Here is a 16,032-nt window from a genome sequence, read left to right as displayed (position 1 = left end):
CTGAAATGACTGTGTTTTCCAGTGATGCAGGTTTCGAATTACACGGAGCATGCGAGCACTCCCTGCGTTTCTCTTTCGCAGCACCCGTCGGCTACCCCTACGCACCCGCAGAAATGGCCGACGAAAACCCACCGCCGGCACTCTTCCGCCGCATCCAAGCCGCTTCACCACCGCCCACCCGCCAAGGCGCGCCGTGGCAAACCGGCCTCACCCTCGACGGCGAGCCGTTCCTTCCGGACGGGCCGACCGACCGGCTCGCCCACGTTCAGCATCCTGAAGGCGCCGCGAATCTGGATACCCCGGCACCAGACACAGTGATCCTCAACTGGATGTTCGACATTCCTCGCCACCAGCACACCATCACTGCACCCGGCGACGACGAAAACAAACTTCTGCTCTCCATCCCCTACTGGAACCCCGCCGAAGCCACGGGCCAGACCATCACCCAAAGCGTCGACTACTACGCCACCCACCGCATCGAATGGACCCAGAAACCCGAAACCGACTGGGTCGCCGTCAGCTTCGACGACTTCTTCCCCAAAGACCGCGACAGCGCCGACATCCTCATCCCCCTCGGCGAATGCGACCAACTCTGCCGAAACTAAGAACAGGAGACTGAAATGTCCGTGTGGACCAGTGATGCAGCTTTCGAGTTGCACGGAGCGTGCGAACACTCCCTGCGTTTCTCTTTCGCAGCACCCGTCGGTTATCCCTACGCACCCGCCGAAATGGCCGACGAAAACCCTCCCCCGGTGCTCTTCCGCCGCATCCAAGCCGCCTCCCCGCCACCCACCCGCCAGGGCGCGCCGTGGCACACCGGCCTGACCCTCGACGGCAAGCCGTTTCTTCCGGACGGGCCGACGGACCGGCTCGCCCACGTGCAGCACCCTGAAGGCGCCGCGAACTTGGATACCCCGGCGCCCGACACCGTGATCCTCAACTGGATGTTCGACATTCCTCGCCACCAGCACACCATCACTGCACCCGGCGACGACGAAAACAAACTCCTGCTCTCCATCCCGTATTGGAACCCCGCCGAAGCCACGGGCCAGACCATCACCCAAACCGTCGACTACTACGCCACCCACCGCGTCGAATGGACCCAGAAACCCGAAACCGACTGGGTCGCCGTCAGCTTCGACGACTTCTTCCCCAAAGACCGCGACAGCGCCGACATCCTCATCCCCCTCGGCGAATGCGACCAACTCTGCCGAAACTAAGAACAGGAGACTGAAATGACTGTGTGGAGCAGTGATGCAGCTTTCGAGTTGCACGGAGCATGCCAGCACTCACTACGTTTCTCTTTCGCAGCACCCGTCGGCTACCCCTACGCACCCGCAGAAATGGCCGACGAAAACCCTCCCCCGGCACTCTTCCGCCGCATCCAGGCCGCCTCACCGCCGCCCACCCGCCAAGGCGCGCCCTGGCAAACCGGCCTCACCCTCGACGGCCAACCCTTCGACCCCGATGGCCCACACGACCGGCTCGCCGACATCAAACACCCCGAAGGAGCCACCAACCTCGACCAACCAGCACCCGACACCGTCATCCTCAACTGGATGTTCGACGTCCCCCGCCAGCAACACACCATCACCGCACCCGGCGACGACCAGAACAAACTCCTGCTCTCCATCCCCTACTGGAACCCCGCCGAGGCCACCGGCCAGACCATCACCCAAACCGTCGACTACTACGCCACCCACCGCGTCGAATGGACCCAGAAACCCGAAACCGACTGGGTCGCCGTCAGCTTCGACGACTTCTTCCCCAAAGACCGCGACAGCGCCGACATCCTCATCCCCCTCGGCGAATGCGACCAACTCTGCACCAGCTCTCAGTAGCTGCCGGGGGCGGACGGCTGGCGTCGTGATGGCGCCGGCCGATGGTTACGCGCCATCCACCGGCTCACTGTTCGCCTGAGCCGCTCGTGACGGCCGGCATGTCGGTCAGCGGCTTGGAGCGGAGCCGCGCCGCGGCGGGAACAGTGCCTGGGACGGCACCCGTTGCCGGGCCCGCCGGTCTTAGCTGGCCAACGGCGCAACGACACTCTGCGTGAGCGATCGAGCGGGCAGGCGACATGTTCGCGGAGGGCTTCACCCTGACGCTACGAATCGCCAGGCAGCAATCTGCCGGATACGGTCGAGCGGATCGCTCAAGCTCGGCAGATCTCGTCGCATTCGCTGATCGGGACGATGACCTCGGCGCTGTCGCGCTCCGGAGGGAAGAAGGCGTCGAAGCTGACTGCCACCCAGTCCCCGACCTTCACCGGGCGGGTCCAGGTCATCTCATACGTGTCGTCGTAGTAGGCCACAGTCTTGCGAGTGGCTGCCTGGCCCTCAGGGACCGGGCTCCAGTAGCTGATCGAGAGCAAGTACCGGCCGTGATCGCGGCCCGGAAAGTCGATGTCCTTCTGCTGCTGACCCACCCGGAACCATTCGTCGAGCACCACGGCGCCGGGGGCTGCCGCATCGAGCGACGGGATGCCCTCGTCGCAGATGACTTCGGCGAGCTTGTCGACAGCGCCCTGAGGTTGGAAGGGCTGCCCGGCAAGCGTCATTCCTTGGTGCCAAGGCTCCCCGGCCCGCGTCGGCGGCGGCGATACTGCCTGGATCCGGCGGAACAGTGCCGGCGGCAGGCTTTCGCGGCTTTCCGCCAGCCGCAGGCCGCTCGGATATCCCAGCGGGGCTCCGAACGCGAATCGGAGCGAGTGGACGCACGCACCGGAGAGTTCGAAGGCGGCGTCGCTGAGGCCCACAGACATGATTGATCCCCCATTGGCGACAGACTCGCTGAGAGTGATGATTGATCCCCGACAGTACGATCCGAAGGGTGGCCGCACAAAGCGTGACGCAGGAGCCGCAGAGGGATCCTCCGTCCCAGATCGTGAGCGAGTTGGCCACGACCTGGCGGTCCTATCTGCCCGAACATACGCTGCGGCTGCTTCTGACTGCCGAAAGTGTCAGCAACCCGCCAGTGACGCAGCGCGCCGACGCTGTCGTCCTCTACGCCGACGTCGCCGGGTTCACCGCTTTGGCTGAAAGCTTCGCCAATACGGGCGCCTTCGGCACCGAGCAACTCACCCGCATCATCAACCGCTGGTTCGCGGTGACTGCCGATGCCGTCGCCGCGTCCGGTGGCAGCGTGGTGGACTTCGCCGGGGACGCCCTGGTCGGCATGTTCGATTACACGCCGGAGACGGCGTCAGCTGTGGCACGCAGGGCGATCCGTTGCGCCGACTTGATCAGGGAGGCCACCGCAGAGGTTCCTCCCGTACCGACACCGGACGGCGCACGGTCCTTGACGATCCGAGTCGGGCTGGCCTCCGGACCCGTGCTTCTCATGCTCCTGGGCGATCCAGCAACCCGACTGCAGCACCTGATCGCCGGCCCGGCCCTGACAGGCGCGATCGACGCTCTGCACCAAGCCGACCGCGGTGAAGTCGTGGTTGATTCAGCGCTGCGGAGGATTGCCGGTCCACCGACGGCATCTGATCCCCCTTTCGTCCCACCGGCGCCGTCCACCACTGAGCTGGAGGGGCTGATCGAACCGTTCTTGCATCCGGCGATCCGCACCAGACTGCGCTTCGGCCGGCACGAACTGGTGAACGAACACCGTAAGGTCACCACTGCCTTCGTGCAACTGCCCGACCTGTCGATCGACGATCCCACGACCGTCGACGCCCTGCAGCGATACCTCGCAGCCGGCGTCAAGGTCATCGACCGGTTCGGAGGACACCTGCGTCATCTCATGGCCGACGACAAGGGCACCGTGCTCGTCGCCGTCTTCGGAACACCGGTCAGCCATGAGGACGATGAGGAGCGTGCTCTCCGATGCGGCCTGGAGCTGCTGAAGCTGTCCGGCGGCGTCGACAGCGGTGGCGTCACTACAGGGCCGGTCTTCTGCGGGGAGGTGGGGTCCGATGTCCGTCGCGAGTACGCGGTCGTCGGGGACGCGGTCAACCTGGCCGCCCGTCTCATGCAAGCCGCCCCGCCGGGACACCTTCTCGTCGACAGAGCCACGTACGAGCGCGTTCGCAATCTCGCCGTGGCCGGCGACGAGATCAGCGTGACTGCCAAAGGAAAAGCCAAGCCGGTGCCGGCCTGGCCCGTCAGCGGTCTGCTCGAGTCCACGCCCACCCGGCCACTACCACCCGCAACGCCCGGAGCGCTGGTCGGACGCACGACTGAGATGGCTCGCCTGCGCCAACTGGTTCACGAGACACTTGCCGGGCGAGGAAATATCGTATGGCTGCACGGCGAAGCGGGAATCGGCAAGTCACGTCTGGCCGCCGAAGCTTGCCGCATGAGCGACACGCTCGGTTTCACCGGATACGGCGGTAGTTGCCGATCGCACGGAACCAGCTCCAGCTATCTCGTATGGCGCTCCATCTGGCGAGAATTGCTGGAAGTGGATCCAAGCCTGGAGCTCGATCAGCAACGAGCCGTACTGACCGAGCAGATCGCCCGCTTCGACGGCACGGGCGAGCGAGCACCTCTGGTGGCCGCCGTCATCGGCCTGCCGATGCCGGAAAACGACCTTACCGCCCAGTTGGATCAAACTGGTCGTGACGTGCTGCTGCGTTCGACCCTGCTCGCTTGCCTTCGAGACCGGGCCTCGCGCAACCCGATTGTCCTCCTGCTCGAGGACTGTCACTGGATCGACCCGGCCTCGCTGACTTTGCTCAACCTCCTCGCCGACCGGCTCACGGAGCTGCCGGTCCTGCTGCTGGCCACCTCGCGCGAGCCGGCGCCCGGCACCCTGGCCGAGGCCGACCACATGACAAGCCTGGGACTCGGTCAGATGACGAGCAGAGATGCCCAGGGCCTGGTCGTACAGCGATTACGTGACCGATACGGACACCTGGCGAAGATCGCTGATGAGCTCGTCGGACAGATCGACGAGCAGGCCAGCGGAAACGCCTTTTACATCGAAGAACTTGTGGCTTATCTGCACGGCACCGGGGTCGACCCGTCCGACCGGCGCGGGCTGACTGCTCTCCACCTGCCTGACAGCCTGCAGCGGCTGGTGATGGCCCGCATCGATCAGCTCACCGACGACGAGAAGGCCGCCATCAAAGTGGCGAGCGTGATCGGCCGCCGCTTTCGGCCGCCGTGGATCTCGTCGGTCTACCCGGCTGCGGGATCGCCGGCGCAGGTCGCCGCCAACCTGAGCCGGCTGCATGTTCTGGAGCTCACGCCGCAGGTCACAACGGCGCCGGAGCCGGAGTACGAATTCCGGCACCCGATCACGCAGGAAACGACGTATCAGAGCATGACCTATGACACGAGGGCGACCCTGCACGAAAGGGCCGGAATCTTCATCGAGGCGAACTTCTCCGACCGCCTGCCGCAGTACGTCGACCTGCTCGCGCACCACTACGCCCGCACCGATCGGACAGACAAGCAGCGGATCTGGTTCCGGGCGGCCGGCGACCGCGCTGAAGCAATTTTCGCCAACGAGGCTGCGACCTACTTCTACGAGAAGTTGCTCCCGCTCCTGCCTGAGGCGGAACAGGCGGCACTGCACATCAGAATCGGCGCCGTCCATCACCTCACCGGGCGATGGACGGAAGCGGAGCGTCACTACCGGCTTGCGATGCGGGCAGCAGAGGCGACCGATCGCCGCGATATCGTGGCTGCGGGGCAACGTCAGCTTGGCGACCTCTTGATGTATACCGGCTCCCACGCTGAGGCACTGAGCTGGCTGGAAAGGGCTCTCAACGGGTTCCAGGGCCTCGGCGACGCCACCGGATTGTCACGGACCTTGGACCGGATGACTTTCGTGCTGTATCGCCAGGGAGAGTATGGCGAGGCCATCACGATGGCTTACCGGCACCTGGCCATGGCCACCGAGTCCGGCGACCTGCCCGCGATGTGTGCGGCTCTCAACCATCTCGGTCTGTGTCTGCTGAACACCGGCCGTTCCGAAGAAGCCATCGATTATCTGCAACAGGCCTTGAGTACGGCTTCGCGCGCCAACGACCGGCACTGGATGCTGTTCGGCGCCGGCAATCTGGGCGTGGCGTTTCGGCGCAACGCAGATCACGGTGAGGCCATAACGTCGTACCGCCAGGCTCTGGAAGTGGCCCGCGACATCGGTGCTCGGCCGACCGCCGGTATCACCGTCGGCAACATGGGCGAGATCTATCGAGACGAAGGCGACTTCGTGCGAGCGCAGGCATGTGCCATGTACTCATTACGTGTCACTGTCGAACAGCGCGACTGGATACCAGTCGTCGATCAGGTGACCGGTCTCGGTGCGATCGCCGCCGCCGAGGGCCGCCTCGATGAGGCGCAGCGTCTGCTGGAGCGTGTCATCCCACTGGCAAGAGAGCTGGATGCGCCTCACTACCTCTGCGAGTCGCTTCATCGGCTGGCCCGTCTTCACCTCAGCGCGGGCCGTTCGGCCATGGCTGAGCGATTGAACGCTGAGGCTTTGCGCGTGGCCGAGGAGCACGACGAGCGGGAGACACAGGTGAACGCTTACATCTTGGCGGTCCTGCTGAGAGTCGGACGAAATGAGATCGAACCCGCTTTCGCGGCCCGATCGCTGCGCAAGGCGGCCGACCGTTGGACCGAGCCTCATGAGATAGCGGCGCTGCTGGACGCCGCCTGGCAGGCCGATCCCCGTGACGACGACGCCCGACAGGTGGCGGCCGACATCTACAAGAGGCTCTACTTGCGGGCGCCTAAAATGGAGTACCGGGACGCTTATCGTCGGCTCACGGGCGTGCGTCTGGCACCCGGGCCGCCTCTACCGGCCCTGCCGCAGTGGATCGTCACGGACAGTGGCCCCAGCCTGGATTCTCTGCTCCATCGCATCGATCGGACTCCTCGTCACGCTGCTGCCTAGCCGTCCAGGTCATCGTCGCCGGCAAGCCGACGCAGGATCGGCAGGGAGGGCGCAAAAGCATAGACCGCGCCGGTCGTCGTCACGAAACCGCCGTACGCGGGCTTGGGCATTTCCTCGACGACGGCGGCGGGGAGGCGATTCGCCGCGTCCTCGCGACTGTCCCCGAGTACCGGGTCGAGGCCGTCGATCCGGGGCGGCTCGGCCGCGACCCGGCCGTACTCCGCCAGAGAGCTCGCGGGAAAGCCGGGGTTGTTGGCCCAGCGCCGCTGGATGAACTCGAACTGGTCCTCGATGCTCGTCAGGTAGGAGTTGAAGAGAATGCCGCGCTTTACGCTGTCGGGACGCTCCCGGTCGAACAGCGGCCCGAAGGGCAGGCCCCGGCGCAGCATCTTGTGGTTGCGGTCGCGGAAGACCGTGTCCTCGCGCGGGTTGACCTTGCGGATGTGCGCGTAGAGCGGAGTCTTCTCGCCGTCGGGGTCGTCGGCGAAGGTGAAGTCGTTCTCCTGGCCCGGCTGGGCGTCCGGCTTGGCCAGCGGCTTGCCGTCGAGCCGGCGGCCGAGCGCCCGCGCGGCCGCGTCCTCAGCCGTTTCGCCCGGCCCAGCGAACTCCTCCATGCGTTTCCACCAGCCGGGCACGTCCTGCTCCAGCCTGCGGAAGACCTGGAACGACCCGCCGTGCATCCAGCGGGCCGGGACCGGCCGCTGCTTCCACGACTGGGGGCGCCGTTCGGCCGCGCAGCCGAGGATGAACTCGCCCGCGGCGATGCCGGGCGAGCTGAACCGGGCCTCGTCGTCGGGGAAGCCCTCGACGGCCGGCTGGGAGATGCCGTCGGCGAAGCCGAAGTGCTCGATGCGGTGCCCGTCGTCCTTGTCGCGGTGGACGATGCCGTACTCGGTGTGGAGCTCTTTCAGGCCGGCGCCGGTCGCGGCGGCCAGCTCGCTCCGCACCACCTCGCGGATCGTCTCCTCGTCGCCGGCGGCGAGCGTCAGCAGCGCGTCGACCGGCACGCCGAGGCCGCCGACGACCCAGGTCTGGGGGTCGTTCCGGCCGGTGTCGCCGACCAGCGCCGGCGTGGTGGTGAGCCGGCCCGCCTCGTCGACCCGGGGGCCCAGCGGGCCGGCCCAGAACGCCTCGTACGGGGCCAGCCGGCTCGCGGTCTCGGGGTGCAGCAGCACGAGGCCGGACGCGGTGAGCCCCACGTTGAGCAGGGTCGTGCCGGGCGCCAGCCGCGTCTCGCCGCGGGGAGCCCGGGGCGGGACGCCGGCCGTGCCGGTGACGCGGCTGGCGACACCGGCCAGCCAGCGCCGGGCTCCGGCCTGGTCGTTGGCGAACGACAGGGCCAGGAAAGCCTGATGGCCGCCGCCGAACGGCCGCAGGATGTTGCCCTGGATCTGCTCTGGACGGGCCAGCGGTGAATCAGCGGGAATCGCCATGGCTCGAGGCACCCCTTCGGTCGAGTTCGGCGCGACCGATGGTAGTCCGGCTTGCTACTGACCAGTCAGGACTGTCGTGATTCGGTCGTTTCCCCGCTGCAGCGGGGCCACCGGGATGGTCAGCGGGGCGGGGCGGATCGTGCGGTCGACGAAGATGGCCCACCACAGGCTGAACATGGCGACCGTCCACACCTTGCGGGAGTTGTCGGCCACGCCGGCCCGGTGGTCGGTGAGCAGCTTGAGCGCGTAGTCGACGTCGATCAGGTGGCGCGGGGCGGAGCCCGAGATCAGGCCGCCGACCCAGTCGCCGATGCTGCCCTTGAGCCACAGCCGGGTCGGGGTCGGGAAGCCCAGCTTGCGGCGTTCGCGCACCGACTCGGGGACGATGCCGCGCATCGCCTCGCGCAGCGCGTGCTTGGTGGTGGTGCTGTGCGGCGGCAGTTTGAGGTCGGTCGGCAGCCCGGCCGCGGCGGCGTAGACGGCCTGGTCGAGGAACGGGACGCGCAGTTCCAGCGAGTGGGCCATCGACATGCGGTCGGCCTTGGCCAGGATGTCGCCGGGCAGCCAGGTGTGCAGGTCGACGTACTGCATCGAGACCGTGTCGTCGACGTCGGCGGTCTCCGCGTACAGGTGGGCCGTCACCGCCGTGTGCGAGTCGGCGGTGAAGCGCAGCAGCTGGGCCTTCTCCTCGGGGGAGAAGATGCGGGCGTTGCCGTAGTAGCGCTCCTCGATGGGCGTCGTGCCGCGTTCGAGGAAGCTGCGGCCGCGCATCCCCTCGGGGATGGCGTGGGCCAGGCCGCGCAGGCCGCGCTTCACGCCGTTGGGCAGCCGTTCGATGGAGGACAGCGACATCGGCTCGCGGTAGATGGTGTAGCCGCCGAACAGCTCGTCCGATCCCTCACCGGAGAGGGTGACGGTCACGTAGCGCGACGCCGTCTGGGCCAGGAAGTAGAGCGGGATCAGCGAGGGGTCGGCCACCGGGTCGTCGAGCAGGTGGACGATGCGGGGCAGTTCGCGGATCACGTCGTCCTCGGTGACCACGGTCGGGGTGAGCCGCACGCCGAGCTGGTCGGCGGTGTCCTGGGCGATCTCGATCTCGGAGTAGCCCTCGTCGGCGAACCCGGCGGTGAACACGTGCAGGTCGGGCTTGACCTCGCGGGCCAGGGCGACGATGGCCGACGAGTCGACGCCGCTGGACAGGAACGCCCCGACCGGCACCTCGGCGTGCAGGTGCTTGCGCACGCTGTCGCGCAGGGCGTCGCGGATGGCCGTCTGGGCGTCCTCGGCGCTGGTGTTCAGCGGGCGCAGCTTGGGCCGGAAGTAACGCTCCATGCGTACGCCGCCGGCGGCCGTCCAGGTCAGCCGGTGCCCGGGCGGGAGCCGGCGGATCTGGCGGTGCAGGGTCAGCGGGTCGGGCACGTACTGGAACGAGAAGTAGTGGGCGAGCGCGTCGGTGTCGATCGACGGTCCGGAGCCGGCCGCGAAGGCCAGCAGCGCCTTGCGCTCGCTGGCCAGGAACAGCCCGTCGACGGTCTCCAGCAGGTAGAGCGGCTTGATGCCGAACTGGTCGCGGGCCGCGTGCAGCGTGCCGGTGAACCCGTCGTACGCCACGAAGGCGAACATGCCCCGCAGTCGCGGCAGCGCCCCGGGTCCCCAGAAGTGGAAGGCCGCGGCCAGCACCTCGCTGTCACCCTCGGTGGCGAACGTGGCCCCGTGGTCGTTGATCAGCTCGGCCCGCAGCTCCCGGTAGTTGTAGATCTCGCCGTTGAAGACGACGGTCCACCTGTCCCGGTAGTGCACCGGCTGGGCCGCCTCGGCCCGGTCGATGATGGCCAGCCGCTTGAAACCGAACGCGGCCCCGTCGGTGAACTCGATCCGGGTGTCGTCGGGTCCGCGGTGGTGCATCGTCTCGAGCGACGCGGCGAAGGCCTCCGCCGTGGCCGGGTCCGGTGCCCCGGCACCCGGTCGACTGCTCACGAAGACGTTCAGCCCACACATCGTTCACTCCCCTGGTCGGATGCCGGGAAACGTAGGCGGGCGGCTGTGAAGAACTTGTTGGGATATCGCAATCGGGAAGGAACTTCATCGGAATCTCACATTCGTTGGCCGGGGTGGCGAAGCACGGTCACAATCGCGGCGTGACCGCACGCATCCTCGTGGCCGACGACGACCCCAAGCAGGCCCAGCTCATCCGCCTGTACCTGGAGCGGGAGGGACACCAGGTGATCACTGTGGGTGACGGCCGGGCCGCGCTCGACGTGGCCCGGGCGCGCAAGCCCGACCTGGTCGTGCTGGACGTGATGATGCCGCTGGTCGACGGCCTGGACGTGTGCCGCATCCTGCGGGCCGAGTCGGATGTGGCGATCCTGCTGGTCACCGCGCGGTCGTCGGAGAACGACATGCTGCTCGGGCTCGACGTCGGCGCCGACGACTACATGACCAAGCCGGTGAGCCCGCGCGAGCTGACCGCCCGGGTGCGGGCGCTGCTGCGGCGGGTGGGGGCGGCCGACGGACCGTCGTCGATCGTGCGCGTGGGTGAGCTCGAGGTGGACGCGGGCCGGTTCGAGGTGCGGGTCGGCGGCGAGACGGTGACGCTCACCGCGAAGGAGTTCGGCATCCTCGAGCTGCTGGCCCGCGAGCCGGGCCGGGTCTTCACCCGCGGCCAGATCATCGACAAGACGTTCGGCTTCGAGCACGACGTCTCGGCCCGCACCGTCGACGCGCACGTGGTCAACCTGCGCCGCAAGATCGAGATGAACCCGGCCGAGCCCCGCTATGTGCAGACCGTCTACGGCCGGGGTTACCGGATGGCCGAGCATTGAGTTTCCGGCTCCGCATCTTCGTCCTGGTGCTGCTGGTCGCCTCGACGGCGATCGGCGCGACGGCCTGGCTGACCCTCAACCTCACCTCCCGCGGGGTGACGCAGGCGCTGGACGACCAGAGCCGGCACCGGGCCGAGATCATCGCCGAGATCCAGCGGTACGGCCTGCGGCACGGCCGGTGGCCCGGGGTCGACCGGGTGGTGACCGGCCTGGCCGACCGCACCGGTCTGCACATCCAGCTGCAGACGGCCGAGGGTGACGTGCTGGTCGACTCGGACACCGAAGCGAACCGCACGTCCGGGCCGGTCCAGGCGGTGGCCTACGACATCGATCCGCTCCCGGTCCCACGACTGCCCGGAGTGACGCCGGGGTCCGTGCCGCCCGCCGTGCCCGCCGCGCCCCCGACGTTCGAGCTACCACCGTCGACCGGTCTGGCCAAGACGAAGCTCGTCCTCACGGACCTCTTCGGGCCCGGTCCGACCGACCCCGAGATCATGAGCCCGGACGTGCTCGCGCTCCGCCAGGCCGCACAGTACCGGGCCGGCCTGGTGCTGGTGCGCTGCCTGAACGACGCCGCCCTGGGCGAGCCGGCGCTGGGGCTCGACCGGGCCCCGTACCTGAACCGCGACCAGCTGACGACGTCGCCGGCGTGCCTGCGCAAGGCCACGTCCCGGGTGCTGAGCGACCAGGCCTGGTTCCAGGGCTACTGGGACTTCCTGCTGCGCTGCCAGCGCGTGCGACCGAGCGAGGGCATGGACGCCGACCTGACCTCCGCGTCCTGTCTGCGGGGCGCCTTCAACGACACGGTGGTGACGAGCTCGGCCCCGCCGCTGCTGCTCTACCTCGGCGGCCGCAACACGGTCGAGATCGCCGACTTCGGTGGACCGGCCCTCATCGGCGCGGCCGGCCTGCTGGTCGTCGCGCTGGCCGGCACGTTCCTGATCGCCCGGCAGGTCAGCCGCCCGGTGCGCCGGCTCACCGGCGCGTCCATCCTGCTCGCCGCGGGCCAGCACGACGTGCGGGTGCGCGACGAGGGGCACGGCGAGCTGGCCCAGCTGTCCCGGTCGTTCAACGCCATGGCCCGCGCGGTGCAGGAGAGCGAGGAGCGGCAGCGCCGGCTCGTCGCCGACGTCGCGCACGAGCTGCGGACGCCGTTGTCGAACCTCCGCGGCTACCTGGAGGGCCTGTCGGACGGGGTGATCGAGCCGAGCCGGGAGCTGTTCACCTCGCTGCACGAGGAGACGCTGCTGCAGGGCCGCATCCTCGACGACCTGCAGGTGCTGGCGCTGGCCGAGGCGGGCGACCTCGGTTACACCAGGACGCCGACCGATCTGGCCGAGCTGGCCGCGGCCGGGGTGACCGCGCAGCTGGCGGTGGCCGCCGAGGCCGGGGTGGCGCTGACGGTCGACGCTCCCCGGCCGGTCTGGGTCGTGGCCGACCAGGACCGGATGCGTCAGGTGCTGGGCAACCTGCTGACCAACGCGATCCGCTACACCGACCGGGACGGCCAGGTGGTGGTGCGGGCGGCCGTCGAGAACGGCGAGGCGGTGCTCTCGGTCCGGGACACCGGCGTGGGGATCGCCGCCGGGGACCTGCCGCACGTCTTCGACCGGTTCTGGCGGGCCGACCCGGCCCGCCAGCGCGCGACCGGCGGCACGGGACTCGGGCTGACCATCGCCCACCGGATCGTCACCGATCACGGCGGCCGCATCGAGGTCGCCAGCCGTCCCCACCTGGGCACCACCTTCAGCGTGCGGCTTCCGTCGGCCTGAAGCCGGTCGGCGATCTTGCCGGAAGAGCCGCGCGCTGCTTTCGACGGATGACGCAAAAGTTATGCCGGTCGATCCAAAAGTCTGGACAGGACAGTTCGTTAGTTCATAACGTGATGCCCACTACAGGAATGTTTCCGGTACGTGTCGGTTCCCCCACCGTCGTGCCGGGACACGCCTGAGCCACAGCAATCCCCGGCTGCGGCGCGGCGGCACGCGCCCCGCCTGGCGACTCGAGTCAGGAAGGGACCACGTGAAAAACACCCCAGTCCATCGAAGAGTGGCGATAGGTACGGCAGCTCTGCTGTTCTCCTCCGTCCTCACGGTCGCCGCCGGGCCGGCCACCCCGGCCTCCGCGGTGATCAACCCGGCCGACTTCCAGCAGGTCACGCTGGCCAAGGGCGTCGCCGAGACCGGCGAGCCGATGAGCCTGGCCGTGCTGCCCGACCGGTCGGTGCTGCACACCGCGCGCAACGGCACCCTGCGGCGCACCGACGCGGCCGGCAACACCGCGGTCGTGGCCACCATCCCGGTCTACACGCACGACGAGGAGGGCCTGCAGGGCGTGGCGGTCGACCCCGGCTTCGCCACCAACCGGCAGATCTTCCTGTTCTACGCCCCTCCGCTGAACACGCCGGCCGGTGATGCCCCGGCCAGCGGCACGGCGGCGAACTGGGCCACCTGGGCCGGCGTCAACCGGCTGTCGCGGTTCACCCTCAACGCCGACTTCTCGGTCAACCTGGCGAGCCAGGTGAACGTGCTGGACGTGGCGACCGACCGCGGGCAGTGCTGCCACGTGGGCGGCGACATGGACTTCGACGCGGCCGGCAACCTCTTCCTGTCGACCGGCGACGACTCGAACCCGTTCGAATCGGCCGGCTACTCCCCGATCGACGAGCGGACCGACCGCAACCCGGTCTACGACGCCCAGCGCAGCGCGGGCAACACCAACGACCTGCGCGGCAAGCTCCTCCGGATCAAGGTCAACGCCAACGGGACGTACTCGATCCCGGCCGGCAACCTGTTCCCGGCGGGCACGGCCAACACCCGCCCCGAGATCTACGCCATGGGCTTCCGCAACCCGTACCGGATCAGCGTCGACAAGGCCACCGGCGTCGTCTACGTCGGCGACTACGGACCGGACGCGGGCACCACGTCGGCCACCCGCGGGCCGTCCGGGCAGGTGGAGTTCAACCGGGTCACCGCGCCCGGCAACTTCGGCTGGCCGTACTGCACCGGCACGAACACCAGCACCGAGACCTACAACGAGTGGAACTTCGCCACCAGCGCGACCGGCGCCAAGTACAACTGCGCCGGCGGCCCGACCAACAACTCGTTCCGCAACACCGGCCTGACCACGCTGCCGCCGGCCCAGCCGGCCTGGATCCGGTACGCCGGCGACGCGGGCTCCCCGCCGGAGTTCGGCGGCGGCTCGGAGTCGCCGATGGGCGGCCCGGTCTACCGCTACAACGCGAGCAACCCCTCCACGACCAAGTTCCCGCAGGTCTTCGACGGGCAGTTCTTCGCCGGCGAGTTCGGCCGCGGCTGGATCAAGCCGACCGTGGTCAACGCGAACGGCACGCGCGGGGCGATCGACACGTTCCCGTGGAACGGCAAGCAGGTCATGGACCTGGCATTCGGCCCGGACGGCGCGCTCTACGTCCTCGACTACGGCACCGGCTACTTCAACGGCGACGCCAACTCGGCGCTCTACCGCTACGACTACGTCGCCGGGGGCAACCGGGCCCCGACGGCCCAGGCCGCGGCCACCCCGACGTCCGGGTCGGCCCCGCTGACCGTGGCGTTCTCCTCGGCCGGCAGCAGCGACCCCGAGGGCGGGGCGCTGACCCACTCCTGGACGTTCGGCGACGGCACCACGTCGACGGCGGCCAACCCGTCCAAGACGTACAGCACCAACGGCACGTACACCGCGACGCTGACCGTTCGGGACCCGCAGGGCGCGACCGGCTCGTCGAGCGTCACCGTCACGGTCGGCAACACCGCGCCGAAGGTCACCATCAACACCCCGTCGGCCGGGCAGCTCGCATCCTTCGGCGACAGTGTGCCGTGGAGCGTCACGGTCACCGACCCCGAGGACGGCACGATCGACTGCACGAAGGTCACCATGGCCTACGTGCTCGGCCACGACCAGCACGGTCACCAGATCACCTCGCAGACCGGGTGCTCCGGCACGATCACCATCCCCACCGACGGGGAGCACGACGACGCCGCGAACATCTTCCCGATCTTCGACGCCACCTACACCGACAAGAGCGGGCTGACCGGCAACGCCCAGCACATCCTGGCGCCGCGCAAACGGCAGGCCGAGCACTACAAGACGTCGTCGGGCGTCGCCAAGATGACCAAGACGTCGGCCGAGGGCGGACAGACCGTCGGCGACATCAACAACGGCGACTGGGTCCAGTTCGACCCGTACAAGCTGAACAACGCCACGTCGTTCAGCGCCCGGGTCTCCTCGGCCGGCATCGGCGGCACGCTGCAGCTGCGGACGGGATCGCCGACCGGCACCGTGATCGGCTCGGCGGCCGTGGCGCCGACCGGCTCCTGGGACACGTTCGTCACCGTCACCGGAACGATCAGCGGGGCGCCGGCCGGCACCACGTCGCTCTACCTGACGTTCGCCGGGACGGGCACGGGCGCGCTGTACGACGTGGACAGCTTCTCGTTCACCACCGGCACCGCCCAGAGCAGCCTGCTGTCGCTGAACAAGCCGGCCACCGCCTCCAGCACCGAGAGCGCCACCTACCCGGCCTCGGCTGCGGTGGACGCCTCGACGACCACCCGGTGGTCGAGCGCGTTCGCGGATCCGCAGTGGATCCAGGTCGACCTGGGCGCGACCCGCACGGTCAACCGGGTACGCCTGCAGTGGGAGGGCGCCTACGGCTCGGCGTACCAGATCCAGACCTCCACCAACGGCACGACCTGGACCACCGCCCGGTCGGTGACCGGCGGCAACGGCGCCGAGGACGACAACACCGGCCTCAGCGCCCAGGCCCGGTACGTGCGGATCAACGGCACGACCCGGGCCACCGCCTGGGGTTACTCCCTCTTCACCTTCGAGGTGTACGGCAGCTGACCTTCCCCCTGGAGTGGGCGCCCGTTCCCCCAAGCGGGCGCCCACCACCCCCGTCACAG

10 protein-coding genes are annotated in these 16,032 nt (G+C 68.6%); 7 read left to right on the top strand and 3 right to left on the bottom strand.

The features are described from left to right. Positions 1-5: 5 nt before the first annotated feature. Genes HJC40_RS03445 through HJC40_RS03435 form a run of 3 tightly spaced genes read left to right on the top strand, consistent with a single transcriptional unit; the run spans position 6 to position 1,841 of the window. Positions 6-605, top strand: a complete 600-nt coding sequence (locus HJC40_RS03445; protein ID WP_249998132.1) for a hypothetical protein — start codon at positions 6-8, stop codon at positions 603-605. Positions 606-620: 15 nt separating this feature from the next. Beyond that, the gene (locus tag HJC40_RS03440; protein WP_249998131.1) at positions 621-1,220 is read left to right on the top strand and encodes a hypothetical protein; all 600 of its coding nucleotides are present in this window, start codon (positions 621-623) and stop codon (positions 1,218-1,220) included. Positions 1,221-1,235: 15 nt separating this feature from the next. Further along, the gene (locus tag HJC40_RS03435; protein ID WP_249998130.1) at positions 1,236-1,841 is read left to right on the top strand and encodes a hypothetical protein; all 606 of its coding nucleotides are present in this window, start codon (positions 1,236-1,238) and stop codon (positions 1,839-1,841) included. A 311-nt stretch (positions 1,842-2,152) separates the two neighbouring features. On the opposite strand, the gene HJC40_RS03430 is transcribed toward HJC40_RS03435, so the two are convergent. Beyond that, positions 2,153-2,761, bottom strand: coding sequence for a hypothetical protein (locus HJC40_RS03430; protein WP_249998129.1), 609 nt, complete (start codon positions 2,759-2,761; stop codon positions 2,153-2,155). A gap of 68 nt (positions 2,762-2,829) precedes the next feature. On the opposite strand from HJC40_RS03430, the gene HJC40_RS03425 reads away from it, so the two are divergent. After that, complete coding sequence (locus tag HJC40_RS03425; RefSeq protein ID WP_249998128.1) at positions 2,830-6,852, top strand: tetratricopeptide repeat protein; 4,023 nt, start codon at positions 2,830-2,832, stop codon at positions 6,850-6,852. Here the strand turns inward: HJC40_RS03425 and HJC40_RS03420 are convergent. Next, the gene (locus HJC40_RS03420) at positions 6,849-8,285 is read right to left on the bottom strand and encodes a Dyp-type peroxidase domain-containing protein (protein ID WP_249998127.1); all 1,437 of its coding nucleotides are present in this window, start codon (positions 8,283-8,285) and stop codon (positions 6,849-6,851) included. The two genes, HJC40_RS03425 and HJC40_RS03420, sit on opposite strands and share 4 nt — an antisense overlap. Positions 8,286-8,339: 54 nt before the next feature. Further along, on the bottom strand, positions 8,340-10,262 hold the full coding sequence (asnB, locus tag HJC40_RS03415) for an asparagine synthase (glutamine-hydrolyzing) (RefSeq protein WP_249998126.1): 1,923 nt from the start codon (positions 10,260-10,262) through the stop codon (positions 8,340-8,342). Positions 10,263-10,423: 161 nt separating this feature from the next. On the opposite strand from asnB, the gene HJC40_RS03410 reads away from it, so the two are divergent. The 3 genes from HJC40_RS03410 to HJC40_RS03400 all read left to right on the top strand — a co-directional run bounded on the left by HJC40_RS03410 (position 10,424) and on the right by HJC40_RS03400 (position 15,973). Beyond that, positions 10,424-11,107: a response regulator transcription factor gene (locus HJC40_RS03410; RefSeq protein ID WP_249998125.1), complete on the top strand. Its 684-nt coding sequence runs from the start codon at positions 10,424-10,426 to the stop codon at positions 11,105-11,107. Beyond that, positions 11,104-12,879: a cell wall metabolism sensor histidine kinase WalK gene (locus HJC40_RS03405; RefSeq protein WP_249998124.1), complete on the top strand. Its 1,776-nt coding sequence runs from the start codon at positions 11,104-11,106 to the stop codon at positions 12,877-12,879. The genes HJC40_RS03410 and HJC40_RS03405 overlap by 4 nt, the downstream gene beginning before the upstream one ends. A gap of 277 nt (positions 12,880-13,156) precedes the next feature. Further along, positions 13,157-15,973, top strand: coding sequence for a PQQ-dependent sugar dehydrogenase (locus HJC40_RS03400; RefSeq protein ID WP_249998123.1), 2,817 nt, complete (start codon positions 13,157-13,159; stop codon positions 15,971-15,973). Positions 15,974-16,032 lie beyond the last annotated feature (59 nt).

The sequence above is a fragment of the Actinoplanes sp. M2I2 genome (assembly GCF_023544445.1).
GTDB lineage: Bacteria > Actinomycetota > Actinomycetes > Mycobacteriales > Micromonosporaceae > Actinoplanes.
Note: the sequence above shows the minus strand (reverse complement) of the source record. Positions and strands in the feature narration are given on the sequence as shown.